This window comes from Streptomyces sp. NPDC089919 (genome assembly GCF_040684615.1).
In the GTDB taxonomy this organism is placed as follows: Bacteria; Actinomycetota; Actinomycetes; order Streptomycetales; family Streptomycetaceae; genus Streptomyces.
Genome location: NZ_JBFBGK010000104.1, coordinates 15,284 through 29,997 on the forward strand (window position 1 = coordinate 15,284; position 14,714 = coordinate 29,997).

At 74.6% G+C, this 14,714-nt stretch carries 11 protein-coding genes; 2 read left to right on the forward strand and 9 right to left on the reverse strand.

Translation table 11 applies throughout. The features are described from left to right. Positions 1 to 22: 22 nt before the first annotated feature. The 3 genes from AB0O40_RS30715 to sph form a co-directional block, all read right to left on the reverse strand. Complete coding sequence (locus tag AB0O40_RS30715) at positions 23 to 1,519, reverse strand: CehA/McbA family metallohydrolase (RefSeq protein ID WP_365048493.1); 1,497 nt, start codon at positions 1,517 to 1,519, stop codon at positions 23 to 25. A 105-nt stretch (positions 1,520 to 1,624) separates the two neighbouring features. Further along, complete coding sequence (locus AB0O40_RS30720) at positions 1,625 to 2,518, reverse strand: hypothetical protein (RefSeq protein ID WP_365048495.1); 894 nt, start codon at positions 2,516 to 2,518, stop codon at positions 1,625 to 1,627. Positions 2,519 to 2,697: 179 nt separating this feature from the next. After that, a complete protein-coding gene (gene sph / locus AB0O40_RS30725) occupies positions 2,698 to 3,681 on the reverse strand; it encodes a sphingomyelin phosphodiesterase (RefSeq protein WP_365048497.1) in 984 nt (327 codons plus the stop codon). Between the two features lie 144 nt (positions 3,682 to 3,825). Here sph and AB0O40_RS30730 point away from each other — a divergent pair, with 144 nt between their 5' ends. Further along, positions 3,826 to 4,683 (forward strand): oxygenase MpaB family protein, encoded by an 858-nt coding sequence (locus tag AB0O40_RS30730; RefSeq protein WP_365048498.1) that lies wholly within the window; start codon positions 3,826 to 3,828, stop codon positions 4,681 to 4,683. Positions 4,684 to 4,746: 63 nt separating this feature from the next. Here AB0O40_RS30730 and AB0O40_RS30735 read toward each other — a convergent pair whose 3' ends face one another. Next, positions 4,747 to 6,261 (reverse strand): M1 family metallopeptidase, encoded by a 1,515-nt coding sequence (locus AB0O40_RS30735; protein WP_365048500.1) that lies wholly within the window; start codon positions 6,259 to 6,261, stop codon positions 4,747 to 4,749. Between the two features lie 260 nt (positions 6,262 to 6,521). On the opposite strand from AB0O40_RS30735, the gene AB0O40_RS30740 reads away from it, so the two are divergent. Further along, positions 6,522 to 8,159 carry an ABC-F family ATP-binding cassette domain-containing protein gene (locus tag AB0O40_RS30740; protein ID WP_365048502.1) on the forward strand — a complete coding sequence of 546 codons (1,638 nt, stop codon included), beginning with the start codon at positions 6,522 to 6,524 and terminating at the stop codon, positions 8,157 to 8,159. 55 nt (positions 8,160 to 8,214) lie between these two features. On the opposite strand, the gene AB0O40_RS30745 is transcribed toward AB0O40_RS30740, so the two are convergent. The 5 genes from AB0O40_RS30745 to AB0O40_RS30765 all read right to left on the reverse strand — a co-directional run bounded on the left by AB0O40_RS30745 (position 8,215) and on the right by AB0O40_RS30765 (position 14,494). Continuing rightward, positions 8,215 to 8,985, reverse strand: coding sequence for an SDR family oxidoreductase (locus AB0O40_RS30745; protein WP_365048504.1), 771 nt, complete (start codon positions 8,983 to 8,985; stop codon positions 8,215 to 8,217). Continuing rightward, positions 8,982 to 10,151: an MAB_1171c family putative transporter gene (locus AB0O40_RS30750; protein WP_365048506.1), complete on the reverse strand. Its 1,170-nt coding sequence runs from the start codon at positions 10,149 to 10,151 to the stop codon at positions 8,982 to 8,984. Before AB0O40_RS30750 ends, AB0O40_RS30745 begins: the two co-directional genes overlap by 4 nt. Continuing rightward, positions 10,141 to 10,632, reverse strand: coding sequence for a hypothetical protein (locus tag AB0O40_RS30755; RefSeq protein WP_365048508.1), 492 nt, complete (start codon positions 10,630 to 10,632; stop codon positions 10,141 to 10,143). The genes AB0O40_RS30750 and AB0O40_RS30755 overlap by 11 nt, the downstream gene beginning before the upstream one ends. 311 nt (positions 10,633 to 10,943) lie before the next feature. Beyond that, complete coding sequence (locus AB0O40_RS30760) at positions 10,944 to 13,421, reverse strand: Tex family protein (RefSeq protein WP_365048510.1); 2,478 nt, start codon at positions 13,419 to 13,421, stop codon at positions 10,944 to 10,946. 206 nt (positions 13,422 to 13,627) lie between these two features. Continuing rightward, complete coding sequence (locus AB0O40_RS30765; protein WP_365048512.1) at positions 13,628 to 14,494, reverse strand: hypothetical protein; 867 nt, start codon at positions 14,492 to 14,494, stop codon at positions 13,628 to 13,630. Between the last annotated feature and the right edge of the window lie 220 nt (positions 14,495 to 14,714).

A 14,714-nucleotide genomic window follows, 5' to 3' on the forward strand; every position in this document is an offset into this window, starting at 1 on the left:
GCGGCGCCACCCGCCCGTGAGCTCAACGGGACGTGATCCAGACCGGATTGGTGAAGGCCACCAAGGGTCCCGGCAGGGGCGGCAGTTGGGCCGGACGGCGGGCCTCGGCCCGGACGTACGCCGAGCGGTCCGCACTGGTCCGCCACTCCAGCGAGGTGGCCGAGGGCGCAGTGACCGCCACGCCCTGGTCCGTCACCAGGCGCAGCTCCAGCGGTCCGGCGCCGGTGACGGACAGCCGCACCAGCACCTCCTCCGCCGGCCCGGCCGACAGCCGCTCGCCGATGCCGGCCCGGCCGCCGCGCGCCCCCACCACGTCGAAGGCCACTGTGACGGCCGAGGACTCGGCCCCGTACGCCCGGCCCGCGCGCAGGGCCGCCAGGACCGCCGGCCGGGACAGGTCCTCGGCCAGCACCACCGTCTGCGGGGAGCCGACCCGGTCCGGGTCCCGGTGGAAGTCGCTGTGGGCCAGCGCGGGCAGCCACCGGCCGCCCTCCCGGCCGTCGGCCGCCGCGCCGCCGCGCAGGGTGGCGTCCCAGGAGGCCAGCGAGACCTCGTCGTCCGGGGTCCAGGGGCCGTTCCACACCTCCACCGCGTCCGCCTCGCCGAACCCGAACTTCCAGGCGCAGCCGATGCAGGTGGCGTGCGGGTGGGCCGGTACGACCAGGCCCCCGGCCCGGCGGATCTGGTGCGCGAAGCGCCCGAACCGGTTGTCCCGGGAGCGGTAGCGCCAGTCCACGAACGTGCCGGGGTCGGTGCCGACGGCCAGTACGTGCCCGGTCCTGGTGGTGATCTCCTCGCCGGTCAGGACCAGCAGGTCGGGCCCGGCCGCGGCGGCCCACTCGGCGTGCGGGGAGTGGGTGTTGTGGTCCGAGGCGTTCACGAAGTCCAGGCCCGCGGCCCGGGCCCGCGCGGCGATCTCGGCCGGGGTGAGGCGGCCGTCGGAGTGCGCGGAGTGCAGGTGGCAGTCGCCGCGGTACCAGGCCCGGCCCCGCCCGCGGGCCCGCGCGGGCGGGGCGGCGGCGACGGCCACCGGGGCCGGGTCCCCGGTGGCCGGCAGCAGCGTGACCGTGACCTCGTACGCCAGGCCCTGCGGCGCCACCGTGTACGGGCCGAGCGCGATCCACCAGCGGCCCGGGTCCAGCGGCCCGGGCAGGTAGCCGGGGGTGGCGGCGTCCGCCCGGACGAAGAACTCGCTGCGGGCCCCGCCCGACCAGCCGCGGAAGCCCCGCCCGCCGAGGGCGGTGCCGCGCTGGTCGAAGAGGCCGATGTCGAGGGCGTTGCCGGGGGTCCCGGGCGGGACGGCCGGCCGGTCGTAGGTGTAGGAGACCCGGAGCTCGCCGGTGCCCGGCGGCACGTCCACCGGCAGGTACACGAAGTCGGGCGCCCCGGCCGCGATCGTGCCGCGCAGCACGGCGGCCGGTTCCGTCGTCGACGCCCCGGCGCCCGCGGCGCCCGTGCTCAGGGGAGTGGCGGCCGCAGCCGCCCCGCTCGCCAGCAGTTCTCGTCTACTGAAGGCCATGGCACGACCATGCCCACCGGAGGTGAACTCCAGGTGCGGATCCGGCCGTTGGGGGAGGGCGGTGGGGATCCGGCCGGTGCGGGACGGTCCGGGCGGAGCCGCCCGCTACCCGCCCGCCACCGGGCCCGGTCCGCCCCGCCGGCGCCGCACGGCCACCGCGACGGCCCCGGCCGCGAGCAGGCCGAGCAGCGGCGGCAGGGCCGGCACGGCCAGGCCGTGGTTCAGGGTGCCGAGGACCAGGAAGGCCGTCCCCGTCCCGAGGACGGCCGGCGCGGTCCGCACCCCGCCGAGCGCCCCGCTCCCCGCCAGCAGCAGCCCCGCGACCACCGGTACGGCGAACCGCAGCGCGGTCAGCGGGTACGGCAGCGGGCACACCGTCAGTGCGGCGGCCAGTACGGCGGTCCATCCGGCGACCGCGACCACGCCCGCGGTCGTGCGCACCCGGGGCTGCGGGCGCAGGTCCGGCGGGCAGGCCACCGCCGTGACGGCCGCCAGCAGGGGCAGCGCCCACAGGAAGGCCGTGAACCCGGCCCCGCCCTGGCCCTGCCGGACCAGGTCCGTGCCGGCCCCCGCGACCACCCCGGCGAAGACCGTCCAGGCCCCCGCGGCCCAGCGCCCGGCCAGGGCGACCGCGGCGCCGAGCAGCACGGCGCAGTGCAGGGCGACGGCGACCGCCAGCAGGCCGTACCCGCCCCCGCCGGCCGGGTCCTGGCTGCGCAGCGCCAGCGTGGCCCAGCACAGGGCGTTGGCCCCGGCCCCGACGGCGGCGAACGGCGCCAGCGCCGCCGGCCACCGCCCGGCGGGCCCCGCCGAACCCAGCCCGAACCGCAGCCGCAGCGCGTGCCCCGCCACATCGGCCGCCTCCCGCAGCCGCTCGCCCGGCCGCGCGCCCCCGGTGGCCTCCTGGAAGGCCCCGGCGATCTCGTCCCCGAACTCCCGCCGGTGGCCGGCCGGATAGAGCCGGAGCAGCACGCCGAGGATCCGCTCTTGATCGTTCACACGGCGCAGCATAGCTCGTTGGGCGACCTATGCCGACCACCGAGCCATCAAACCGGTGGCGGCCGTACCTCATGCGACCTGCTGCCGGCAGTCCACCGGGTCCTGCCGGACCCCGCCCACCACGACAGCGCCCCCAGCCGCGCGGAGGCGGAGGGGGCGCGAGGCCGGAGCGGCGGCGGTCAGTGGGCCGTCAGGGGGTAGTGGTCGCTGAGGTTGGTGTAGGTGTAGTCGGTGCCCCAGCTGCTCACGGTCCAGGGCGCGGCCGACTCCTTGACCACGTCGTTGTTCCAGTTCGCGGGGCGGACGTGGCCGGCGCGGTGCAGGACGTAGTCCAGGTCCTCGCGCGGGTCCGTCGGGTAGCGGTACTTGGCGATCGAGTTCTCCTGCGTGTCGAAGGAGTACGGGGCGCCGGTCCGGCTGTCCGCCCCCACCAGGCCCGCGTCCGCGAGCATCGAGGCGTACTCGGGGCTGCGCGAGTCGACGTTCATGTCGCCCGCCACGATCACCTGCTCGTTCGCCGGGATGTTCTTGGCGTCGAGGAAGGCGTCGATGTTCTTGAACTGCCGGCTGCGCATCTGCGCCGCCTCGCCCGTGCCGCAGCCCGAGTCGGTGGACTGCGCGTGCGTGCCCACCACGTGCACCTTGGTGCCGTTCACGTTCAACACCACGTACGCGAAGCCCTTGTTGGACCACCAGTCCGCGCCGCAGGCGTCCTTGTAGATGTACTGCTCCTTGCGCAGGATCGGCCACTTGCTCAGGATCGTGACGCCGCCGTCCTCCGGCGTGGTGGACGAGTACGAGCCGCCGGTGGCGTCCCAGCCGGACTTCGAACGGCCCACCACCGGGGTCTGGTAGGGGTACTGGCCCGCGGCGTTCGCCTTGAGGGCGTCCGAGGCGCCGTTGTCGAAGGCCTCCTGGAGGACGACCACGTCCTGGCCCTGGAAGTACGGGGCCTTCGGTATCTCGGCCGCGCGGTGGTCCTGGCCCCAGTTGGGGTAGAGGTTCTTGCTCATCAGGAACGTGTTGTAGGTGAGCACGCCCAGGCGGGGAGTCGCGTCGGCCTCGGCCGCCGAGGCGGCGGGGGAGGCGGTGGCGGCCAGGGCGGCGGTCGCAACGGCCGCGAGGACGCCGGCGGCCTTCTTGTTGCGGAGCGGGGAGCGCACGATGGGGTCTCCTGATTCCTGAAGAATCCTGTGGGGTTGGTGCGGCCCCGTCATCAAAGCAGCCCCAGTTACCTCCGGGTAACACCCATGCACCGGGAATCTTGACGCCGCCCTACGAGCGGACGCCGGGCGGATACTGGACCCATGAGGCCCCTCCAGGACCCCCAGCCGCCCCCGCCCGACGGCGTGCTCTGGCACCTCGCCGGCGAGGTCCGCGCCCTGCTGATGCTGCCCGCCGCCTTCACCCTCCAGGTGGCCCACCCGGTGGTCGCCGCGGGCGTGGACGCGCACTCGGTCTTCCGGACCGACCCCTGGGGCCGGGGCGAACGCTCGCTGCGCTCGGTCCAGCTGTGGGTGTACGGCGGGGCCGGGGCGGCCGCGGAGGGCCGCCGGGTGCGTCGGCTGCACCGGGACATCGCCGGGACCGACGCCGGCGGCCGGCGCTACCACGCCCTCGAGCCCGCCTACTACTCCTGGATCCACGCCACCGGCTTCCCCGTCTACCGGTACGCCACCGCCTACCTCTTCCGCCCGCTCACCCCGGCCCAGGAGCGGCAGCTCTACGCCGAGTGGCTCCAGGTCGGCCGGGTGCTGGGGATCCAGGACCGGGACATGCCGCAGACCGTGGAGGAGTTCTGGCCGTACTACCGAAGGCGGCTGGCCGAGGAGATCGAGCCCACCGGGGTGGCCCGGGAGCTGGTCGCCACCGACGTGCCGCTGCCGCCGCCGGCGGGCGGGCCCCGGCCGGTACGGCTGCTGGTGCGGGCCGGCTGGCCGGTGCTGCGCTTCCTCTTCCTGCGGCTGCGGGCCTTCGTCACCGTCGGGCTGATGCCGCCGGAGGCGCGCGCGGCGGTGGGGCTGAGCTGGAGCCCGGCCCAGGAACGCCGGCTGCGCCGGCTGTGCGCGGTGCTGCGGACCGTGGTCCCGCTGCTGCCCGAGCGGCTGCGCTACCTCCCGATCGCCTACGCGGCCCGCCGCACGCACCGCGCCGCCACCCCCTGAGCGGGGACGGCGGCGCGGCCGGGCTCCGTGATCAGTGCTCGTGGACGATCCGTGCGTGGACGATCAGTGCTCGTGGATCGTGTTCGTGGCGGCGATCTTCTTCCAGGACCTGGGCTCCTTCAGGAGACCGCTGCCCGGCGCCTTCGGGCCCTTGGCGTTCTTCGGGCCGTACGCCGGCTTGACCGCCGGCAGGTCCGGCCGGCCCGCCTGGTACAGCCAGCTGTCGAAGAGCTCCGCGAGCGGCTTGCCCGAGACCTTCTCGGCGTACCGGACGAACTCCCCGATCTTCGCGTTGCCGTACGCGTGCGACGCCGGCCAGCCCTTGAGGATCTGGAAGAAGACCGGGTCCCCGACCTGCTCGCGCAGCGCCTGGAGGGCAATGGCCCCGCGGTCGTAGACGGCCCCGTGGAACTGGTTCTCGGCACCCGGGTCACCCGGCGCCACCTGCCAGAACGGGTCGTCCGCCGGGTGCTGGGCGTACGTCCAGCGGGCCAGGTCGGCCGCGCTGCCCTCGCCCTCCTTCTCCGACCACAGCCACTGCGCGTAGCGGGCGAAGCCCTCGTTGAGCCAGATGTCCTTCCAGTTGTCGACGGAGACGCTGTCGCCGTACCACTGGTGGGCCAGCTCGTGCACCACGACCGAGACGTTCGCGCCGTTGGCGAACTGCCGCGGGCTGTAGAAGGGCCGGGTCTGCGTCTCCAGCGCGAAACCGCTGGTCACGTTCGGTACGTAGCCGCCGAGCGCGTTGAAGGGGTACGGGCCGAAGACCCCGCTGAGCCAGTCGGCCACCTCGGTGGTGCGCTCCACGCTCGCCCGGGCCGCGCCCGCGTTGTCGCCGAGGTCCTTGCTGTAGGCGTTCAGGACCGGCAGGCCGTCCGCGGTCTTGTCGGTGGTGATGTCGAACTTGCCGATGGCCAGCGTGGCCAGGTACGTCGCCTGCGGCTTGTTCGAGCGCCAGTTGTACCGGGTCCAGCCCAGCCGGGAGGACTGCGACTGCAGCACGCCGTTGCTGATGGCCTGGAGGCCGTCGGGGACGTTCACCGACACGTCGAAGGTGGCCTTGTCCCGCGGGTGGTCGTTGGCCGGGAACCACCAGATCGCCGAGTCCGGCTCCTGCGCGGCGACCGCGCCGTCCGGGGTGTGCACCCAGGCGCTCCAGCCGTCCACCTTGAACTCGGACGGCTTGCCCGCGTACTTCACCACCACGGTGATCGCCTTGTCGCGCGGCAGCGGGGTGGCCGGGGTGACCTCCAGCTCCTGGGTGCCCGAGGTCGCGTACGAGGCCTTGACGCCGTTGACCCGGATCTCGCTCACCTTGAGGCCGAAGTCCAGGTTGAAGCGGGAGAGGTCCTGCTTGGTGGTGGCCAGGATCGTCGCGGTGCCCTCGAGGAGGTCCGTCGCGGGCTGGTACTGCAACCTCAGGTCGTAGTGGGACACGTCGTACCCGCCGTTGCCGCTGGCCGGGTAGTAGGCGTCACCGATCCCCGGGGCGCCCGGGGTGAAGCTCGCCGCCGATGCCGGGATCGCCAGCAGGATCGAGGCGGCGAGGACGCCCGGGACGAGGACTCTGCGCTGCACGGGTGCTCCAAGTGGGTGGGAGGGGCAGGGTGATTGGCCGTCGTTCGGTGATCGACTCCTCGACGGTATTCAGACCCCCCGCCCCGCGTCATGTCCATGGCCCCTGCTGTCACACGATCGCCATTCGGCCGACATCGACGGGCCCCGGAGCCCGCCGCACCCCGGTGATCAGCACGTCCGTGCCGCCGGCCGGCCGGCCCCCGGGGCGAGAAAGGCCGGAAAACCGCGGGCCGGGGCCGGGCGATAGGATCGGGCACCTCATGACTGCAACCCTCGTCGCCAAGGACCTCGCCGCCGGGCACGGCGAACGCTCCCTCTTCTCCGGGCTCGACCTCGTCGTCGCCCCCGGGGACGTCATCGGCCTCGTCGGCGTCAACGGCGCCGGCAAGTCCACCCTGCTCCGGCTGCTCGCCGGCCTCGACACCCCCGAGGACGGCCAGGTACGGGTCTCCCCGCCCACGGCCACCGTCGGGCACCTCCCGCAGGAGCCCGAGCGGCGCGCGGGGGAGTCGGTGCGGGCCTTCCTGGCCCGCCGTACCGGGGTGGCCGCCGCCCAGGCCGAGCTCGACACCGCCACCGCGGCGCTGGTCGAGGGCGCGCCCGGAGCCGACGACGCGTACGCCACCGCCCTGGACCGCTGGCTGGACCTCGGCGGCGCCGACCTCGACGAGCGCGCCGAGGAGGTGGCGGCCTCCCTCGGCCTCGCCGTCGGCCTCGACCTGCCGATGACCGCCCTCTCCGGCGGCCAGGCCGCCCGGGCCGGCCTCGCCTCCCTGCTGCTCTCCCGCTACGACGTCTTCCTCCTCGACGAGCCCACCAACGACCTGGACCTCGACGGCCTGGACCGGCTGGAGGCCTTCGTGAAGGGGCTGCGCGCCGGCACCGTGGTGATCAGCCACGACCGCGAGTTCCTGACCCGCACGGTCACCAAGGTCCTCGAACTCGACCTGGCCCAGCAGGAGATCAACCTCTACGGCGGCGGGTACGAGGCGTACCTGGAGGAGCGGGCCACTGCCCGCCGGCACGCCCGCGAGGACTACGACGAGTACGCCGACAAGCGCGCCGCGCTCGAGGGCCGGGCCCTGATGCAGCGCAACTGGATGGACAAGGGCGTCCGCAACGCCCGCCGCAAGGGCGGGGACAACGACAAGATGGCCCGCAAGACGCGGGCCGAGTCCAGCGAGAAGCAGGCCGCGAAGGCGCGCCAGACGCAGCGGGCGATCGAGCGGCTGGAGGTGGTCGAGGAGCCGCGCAAGGAGTGGGAGCTGCGGATGGAGATCGCCTCGGCGCCGCGGTCCGGCTCCGTGGTGTCCGTGCTGCGGGAGGCCGCCGCGGTGCGGGGGGACTTCCGCTTCGGGCCGGTCAGCCTCCAGCTGGACTGGGCGGACCGGGTCGCGATCACCGGTGCCAACGGCGCGGGCAAGTCCACGCTGCTCGCGGCGCTGCTCGGGCGGCTGCCGCTGGACTCCGGGTCCGCGGCGCTGGGCTCGGGCGTGCTGGTGGGCGAGGTGGACCAGGCGCGCGGGCTGTTCCTGGGGGACGAACCGCTGGTCGAGGCCTTCTGCGCGGCCGTGCCGGACATGGAGCCGGCGGACGTCCGGACGCTGCTGGCCAAGTTCGGCCTGAAGGCGGCGCACGTCCTGCGGCCGGCGGCCACGCTGTCGCCGGGGGAGCGGACCCGGGCGGCGCTGGCGCTGCTGCAGGGGCGGGGGGTGAACCTGCTCGTGCTGGACGAGCCGACGAACCACCTGGATCTGGCGGCGATCGAACAGTTGGAGACGGCGCTGGAGTCGTACGAGGGGACGCTGCTGCTGGTCACGCACGACCGCCGGATGCTCGACGCGGTCCGCGTCACCCGCCGCCTCTCGGTCTCCGCCGGCCAGGTCACCGAGTCCTGACCGGCCGGTCCCGCCCCGCCCGGTGGCATCCTCCGGGCGGGGCGGGACCCGCGGCTCACACCGTCGGGGGGCGGCGTTTGCGGGGGAGGCGTTCGGCGGTCAGGCGGCGGGGGAGGTGGCGGGCGGCGAAGGCGTAGGCGCGGTAGCGGGGGCCGGTGATGCTGAGCGGGCGGCGCAGGGCCAGGTCGCGGAGGGCGTGGGCGACCACGGCCTCCGGCTCGAGCCAGACGGACGACGGCAGCGCGCTGACGTCCATGCCGGCCCGCTCCTGGAACTCCGTCCGCGTGAAGCCCGGCACCACCGCCAGCACCCGCACCCCGTACGGCGCCAGATCCACCCGCAGCGACTCGCTGAAGGCGATCAGCCACGCCTTGGCCGCCCCGTACGTGCCGGTCGGCAGCAGCCCCGCCACCGAGGCGACGTTCAGCACCGCCCCCCGCCGCCGCTCCCGCATGCCCGGCACCGCCGCGTGCGTCAGCCGCAGCGGCACCTGGACCAGCAGCTCCAGCATCCGCTCCTCGTCCTCGACCGGGCTGTACGGGAACGGCGCCGGCAGCCCGAAGCCGGCGTTGTTCACCAGCATGTCCACCGGCCGGCCCGGCTCGGCCAGCCGCCGGGCCACCGCCGCGCACTGCGCCTCGTCCAGCAGGTCGGCCGGCAGCACCTCCGCGGCCACCCCGTGCGCGGCGGCCAGCTCCTGCGCCAGGTCCTCCAGCCGCGCCTTGTCGCGGGCCACCAGCACCAGGTCGCAGCGCTTGGCGGCGAAGGCCCGGGCGAAGGCGGCGCCGAGTCCGGAGCTGGCTCCGGTGATGAGTACGGTGGTCACGCGCGCTGTGCTCCAGGTTCGAAGGATCGGGTCGCGGGGGAGCCGTAGGCCTCGGCCACCGCCACGAGGAAACGTTTCTCGCTGTCGAGGTCGCTGCTGTCGACCTGGGTGGCGGAGAAGCTGCCGGGGCTCGGCTCCAGCCCCGCGTGCTTGGCCCGCCGGGCCTCCCTGATCACACAGGCCAGTACGGCGGCCTCGCCGTGCCCGTGCGCCACCCCCGCCCCCGACAGGTGCGCCCGGGCCTGCTCCGGCACGCCCGGGGCGACGTACTCGTTCAGCGCCAGGATCGCGTCCCGGGTCTCGATCACCCGGCGGTACACCAGCAGCCGGCGCGAGACCGCCGGCCACAGGAGGTCCACCAGCCGGGTGGCCCGCGGCTTGTGCAGCGCCACGTGCGGGACCGCGTCCACCAGGTCCCGCCACAGCGGCCACAGCTTCCACGCCGTCCTCACGTCCCCGACGGACCCCCGCAGCACGAACAGCGTCGGCACCAGGATGGCCGCGGCCCGCAGCAGCCCGTGGACGTTCATCATCAGCGCCAGGTACGGCATCGGCGCGGTGACGTCCAGCGTGGCCTTGAGGAAGTAGCAGAACCAGAACACCCCGGCCAGCGCGGTGCCCAGCCCGAACAGCCGCAGCCCCGCGGCCAGTCCGGGGCGGTCGGTGCGTCGGCTGTAGCGCCAGCAGACGTACACGCAGACGGTGTTGGCCGCTAGGTGCGCCGACATCAGGGTCAGCCAGTAGGCCAGGGACGGCGTCGGATCGCCGGTCGGCGGCATGGCGTGCACCGAGTGCTCCGGCGCCAGCATGTCCAGGGCGGTCAGGACGCCCAGCCACACCACCGTCAGGACGGAGGAGGCCAGTTGGAGGGCGCGGCCGCGGGTGGCGCTGGCGACGAAGTACAGGACGACGCCGGCCGACAGCACCCCCGTGAAGTTCCGCGTCAGGCCCACCGCATGGGTCCAGTCCGGATGCTTGGCCGCGTACGCCAGCAGGTCCGGCAGGTTGAGGGTCATCGCCGCGGCGGCGGTGGCCACCGCGAGCAGCAGCCCGCGCTGCTGGGGCTCGCGGACGGCCGAAGGGGCGCGCAGCAGCACCGCGAGCCAGAGCACGACCACGCTCGGCACGGCGAGCCAGTCGCCGAGGGCCACCAGGTCAGCCTCCATGGGACACCCGCACTCCCAGCGCCGACTCCAGCTTCTCCAGGGTCCCTTGGGGGGCCTTGGCCGGCAGCAGGCCGGCGTGCACGCGTATCAGGCTGGCCAGCATCTCGGCCTCCTGCTCCTGACGGGTGGTGTAGTTGGTGCGCTGCCCCAGGATCACGGGGGCGCCGGAACCGCTGTCCTGGCCCTCGATGGAGTTGTGGCCGAACAGGATGTGGCCCAGCTCGTGCAGGACGATGTGCTCCTGGTGCAGGCGCGAGGTCTGGGCCTCGTAGAAGACGTAGTCCACGGTGTCGGTTCCGACCCACAGCCCGCAGACCCCGGACTCCGCCGCTTCCTTGGGCAGCGGGTGGAGTCTGATCGGGCGTCCGCGCTGTTCGGCGACGCGCGTGCACAGCCCGTCGAGGGAGAACGGGTGGGACAGGTCGAGATGGCTGAGAATCGCTTCGCACCGCTTGCGCAGTTTGAGTTGCCCGTATGGCATGTGTTCCCTCTTCGAACCCTTCCTCGGGCAGCGTCGATAGGCGTGGGGGGTGAGTGTCATGGGTCCTGAGCCTTCAAGCGGCCTACGGGGGTTCGGTCCTCAGGTGTTTCGGTGGCTCCGTCCCCCGGCCCCGGCGGACGGTCGCTCCACCATCCCTACAGATCTTGTAGTGCCGTTGGCAAGGTGCCCTGGATCTGCAGGGTTGCCTTCCGGCCACCACGCCCGATGCCAGCGGAGGGGTGCCTCCGGCATGTGCGCACGGCACGCGAAGGGCCCCCGCCCGGCCGGGCGGGGGCCCTCACTCGCGCAGGTCAGCGCCGTCGGCCGTCCTTCGGGTCGGCCAGGCCCGCGCGGCGCAGCGCGTCGGCCATCGCGCTGTTGGCCGGCGGCGGGGCGCTGTCCCGGCGGCCGCCCGCCCGGCGTCCGCCGCCGTCGTTGCCGCCGCTGCGGGCGGCTGCCGCGCCCCGGTTGCCCTCGCCGCGCCCGCCCTCGCCGCGGCCGCCGCCGCGCTGCTGGGGCGGCCGGCCGCCCCGGCGGTCCTGTCGCTGCCCCTGGCCGCCCTGGCCGCCCTGGCCGCCGGAGTCGCCGTCCGCCGCCGCCTCGTCGTCCAGCCGCAGGGTCAGCGAGATCCGCTTGCGCGGGATGTCCACGTCCATGACCTTGACCCGGACGATGTCGCCCGGCTTCACCACGTCCCGCGGGTCCTTGACGAAGGTCTTGGACATGGCGGAGACGTGCACCAGGCCGTCCTGGTGCACGCCGACGTCCACGAAGGCGCCGAAGGCGGCCACGTTGGTGACCACGCCCTCCAGGAGCATCCCGGGCGCCAGGTCGCCGATCTTCTCCACGCCCTCCTTGAACGAGGCCGTCTTGAAGGCCGGCCGCGGGTCCCGGCCCGGCTTCTCCAGCTCGCGCAGGATGTCCGACACGGTCGGCAGGCCGAAGGAGTCCGTGACGAACTCCTCGGCGCGCAGGGAGCGCAGCACGGCGGTGTTGCCGATCAGCGCGGCCACCTCGCCGCCCGCCTTCTTGCCCATCGCCCGCACCACCGGGTACGCCTCGGGGTGCACGCTGGAGGCGTCCAGCGGGTCCTCGCCGGCCCGGATCCGCAGGAAGCCCGCGCACTGCTCGTATGCCTTGGGGCCCAGCCGCGCCACGTCCTTGAGCGCCCGGCGGCTGCGGAAGGGGCCGTTGGCGTCCCGGTGCGCGACGATGTTCTCGGCCAGTCCGGCGCTGATCCCCGAGACCCGCGAGAGCAGCGGCGCGGAGGCGGTGTTGACGTCCACGCCGACGCCGTTGACGCAGTCCTCGACCACCGCGTCCAGCGAGCGGGACAGCTTCACCTCGGACAGGTCGTGCTGGTACTGGCCCACCCCGATGGACTTGGGGTCGATCTTCACCAGCTCGGCCAACGGGTCCTGGAGACGCCGGGCGATGGAGACCGCGCCGCGCAACGACACGTCCATGTCCGGGAGTTCCTGCGAGGCGAAGGCCGAGGCCGAGTACACCGAGGCGCCCGCCTCCGAGACCATCACCTTGGTCAGCTTCAACTCGGGGTGCTTCGCGCACAGTTCGCCGGCGAGCTTGTCCGTCTCGCGGGAGGCGGTGCCGTTGCCGATCGCGATCAGCTCGACGTCGTGCTGCTCCGCCAGCCGGGCGAGGGTGGCCAGCGACTGGTCCCAGCGGTTGGCCGGCACGTGCGGGTGGATCACCTCGGTGGCCACCACCTTGCCGGTGGCGTCCACCACCGCGACCTTCACGCCGGTGCGGAAGCCCGGGTCCAGGCCCAGGGTGGCCCGGGTGCCGGCCGGCGCGGCCAGCAGCAGATCGCGCAGGTTGGCCGCGAAGACCCGGACCGCCTCGTCCTCGGCGGCCTGCCGCAGCCGCATCCGCAGGTCGATGCCCAGGTGCACCAGGAGCTTGGTGCGCCAGGCCCAACGAACCGTGTCGGCCAGCCACTTGTCGCCCGGCCGGCCGCGGTCCGCGATGCCGTAACGTCGCGCGAGAAGGCCCTCGTACGTGGACGGCCCCGGCAGCTCCGAGGGCTCCTCCGGCTCCAGGGTCAGGTCGAGCACGTCCTCCTTCTCGCCGCGCAGCATCGCCAGCACGCGGTGGGAGGGGAGCGCGGTGAAGGGCTCGGCGAAGTCGAAGTAGTCGGCGAACTTGGCGCCCGCCTCCTCCTTGCCCTCGCGGACCTTCGCGGCCAGCCGGCCGCGGCCCCACATCCGCTCGCGCAGCTCGCCGATCAGGTCGGCGTCCTCGCCGAAGCGCTCGGTCAGGATGGCGCGGGCGCCCTCCAGGGCCGCCGCCGGGTCGGCGACGCCCTTGTCCGGGTCGACGAAGGCGGCGGCCGCGGCGGCCGGTTCGACCGAGGGGTCGGCCAGCAGGCCGTCCGCCAGCGGCTCCAGCCCCGCCTCCCGGGCGATCTGCGCCTTGGTCCGCCGCTTGGGCTTGAAGGGCAGGTAGATGTCCTCCAGCCGGGCCTTGGTGTCGGCCGCCAGGATCCGGGCCTCCAGCTCGGCGTCCAGCTTCCCCTGCTCGCGGACGGAGTCCAGGATCGCCTTGCGCCGGTCCTCCAGCTCGCGGAGGTAGCGCAGCCGCTCCTCCAGGGTGCGCAGCTGGGCGTCGTCCAGCGACTCGGTCGCCTCCTTGCGGTAGCGCGCGATGAAGGGCACCGTCGAACCGCCGTCGAGCAGCTCGACGGCGGCCGTCACCTGCCGCTCCCGGACGCCGAGCTCCCCGGCGATCCTGGCTTCGATGGACTGGGTGGGCGCACTGGCTGCCGTCACGTTCCGCTACCGCCTTCTCGCTGAGCCTGAAGTCAGCATTGTGGCAGGTGGCCCGCGCCCGGACGGGCACCCGCCCGGACCCGGCCCGGGGTGTGGCGCCCCGCGCCGGGGCGGGACCGCTCGGACGTACCGGGGGTCGGGCCCGGCGGGGCGGGTCGGGCAGGTGGCCGGCCGGGCTCCGCGGGGCGGGCCCGGCGTGCGGTGGGTCAGGCCTTGCCGAGGAGGTCGGCGGGGAAGCCGCCGGCCATCACCAGCGTCATCACGAAGCCCTGGCCGAGTTCGGTCAGCCGCTCCACCCCGGCCGCGCCGAGGTGGGCGTACGGGGCGAGGTCCAGCCGGTCGGTCAGCTCCTCGAGCTCGGCGCGCATCGCGGTGCCGGCCTCGGTCAGCTCCCCCTGGGCGTCCAGGAGCCCGCGGTCGCGCAGCCGGTCCGCGGCGGCGTCCAGGTCGGCCCGGCTCCAGCCGCGGGTGGCCAGCAGCCAGCGCGGGGTCATGCCCTTGCCGGTGGCGGTGTGGCTGACCAGCGCCTCCACCGGGTCCAGGCCAGCCGCCAGCAGGGCGGCGAGGTGGCCGTCGCCGCGGTGCTCGCGGAGCAGGGAGGCGGCGTGCCAGTAGGCGAGGTGCGGTTCCTGGGGGACCGGCAGGTCCGCGTGGGCGGAGTACAGGGTCCGGGCGTGCCGGGTGCAGCCCTCCGCGGCGCGCAGCGCCAGCTCGGCGGCCTCGGCCAGCTCGGCGGAGGCGATGACCTCCGGGCCCAGCAGCCGGCGCAGGCAGCCGTCCGCGGCCCGCAGCCGGGCCGCGAGCACCTGCTCGGGGGAGGCGGTGTCCCACACGGCCGGCAGGTGCCGGGCGACGAGCTCGTGGCTGAAGTTGTAGAACGCGCCGGTGACCGGGCCGGGCCCGACCGCACCCATGGGGGCGGCCCGGCCGGCCAGGTAGGCGGCGTCGTGGTCCTCGATCCCCACGGCCGCCATCTCCTTGGCGTATTCGGGGGAGAAGTAGTGCGCCGAGTGGAAGGGGTTGACCGCGTTGTGGTGGCAGCGGCGGGCGGCCCGGGGGGACATCGTCGTCATGGCCGGAGGCTACCGACTGGTCGGTACGGATGGAACCCCCGCCCCCGCGCAGCCCCTCCCTCCGGGCACGGCCCGCGCCCTGCGCACGCCGCGGCCCGGCCGCCGTGCGGGGCGTACCAGCCCCGCCGGCGTTTGAGGCGACCGTCGCGCAGCGGCGGTGCGGGGTCCGGGGCGGAGCGCCGCCGTCCCCTCACCAGCCCCGCTGGGGGTACCTCCCAGC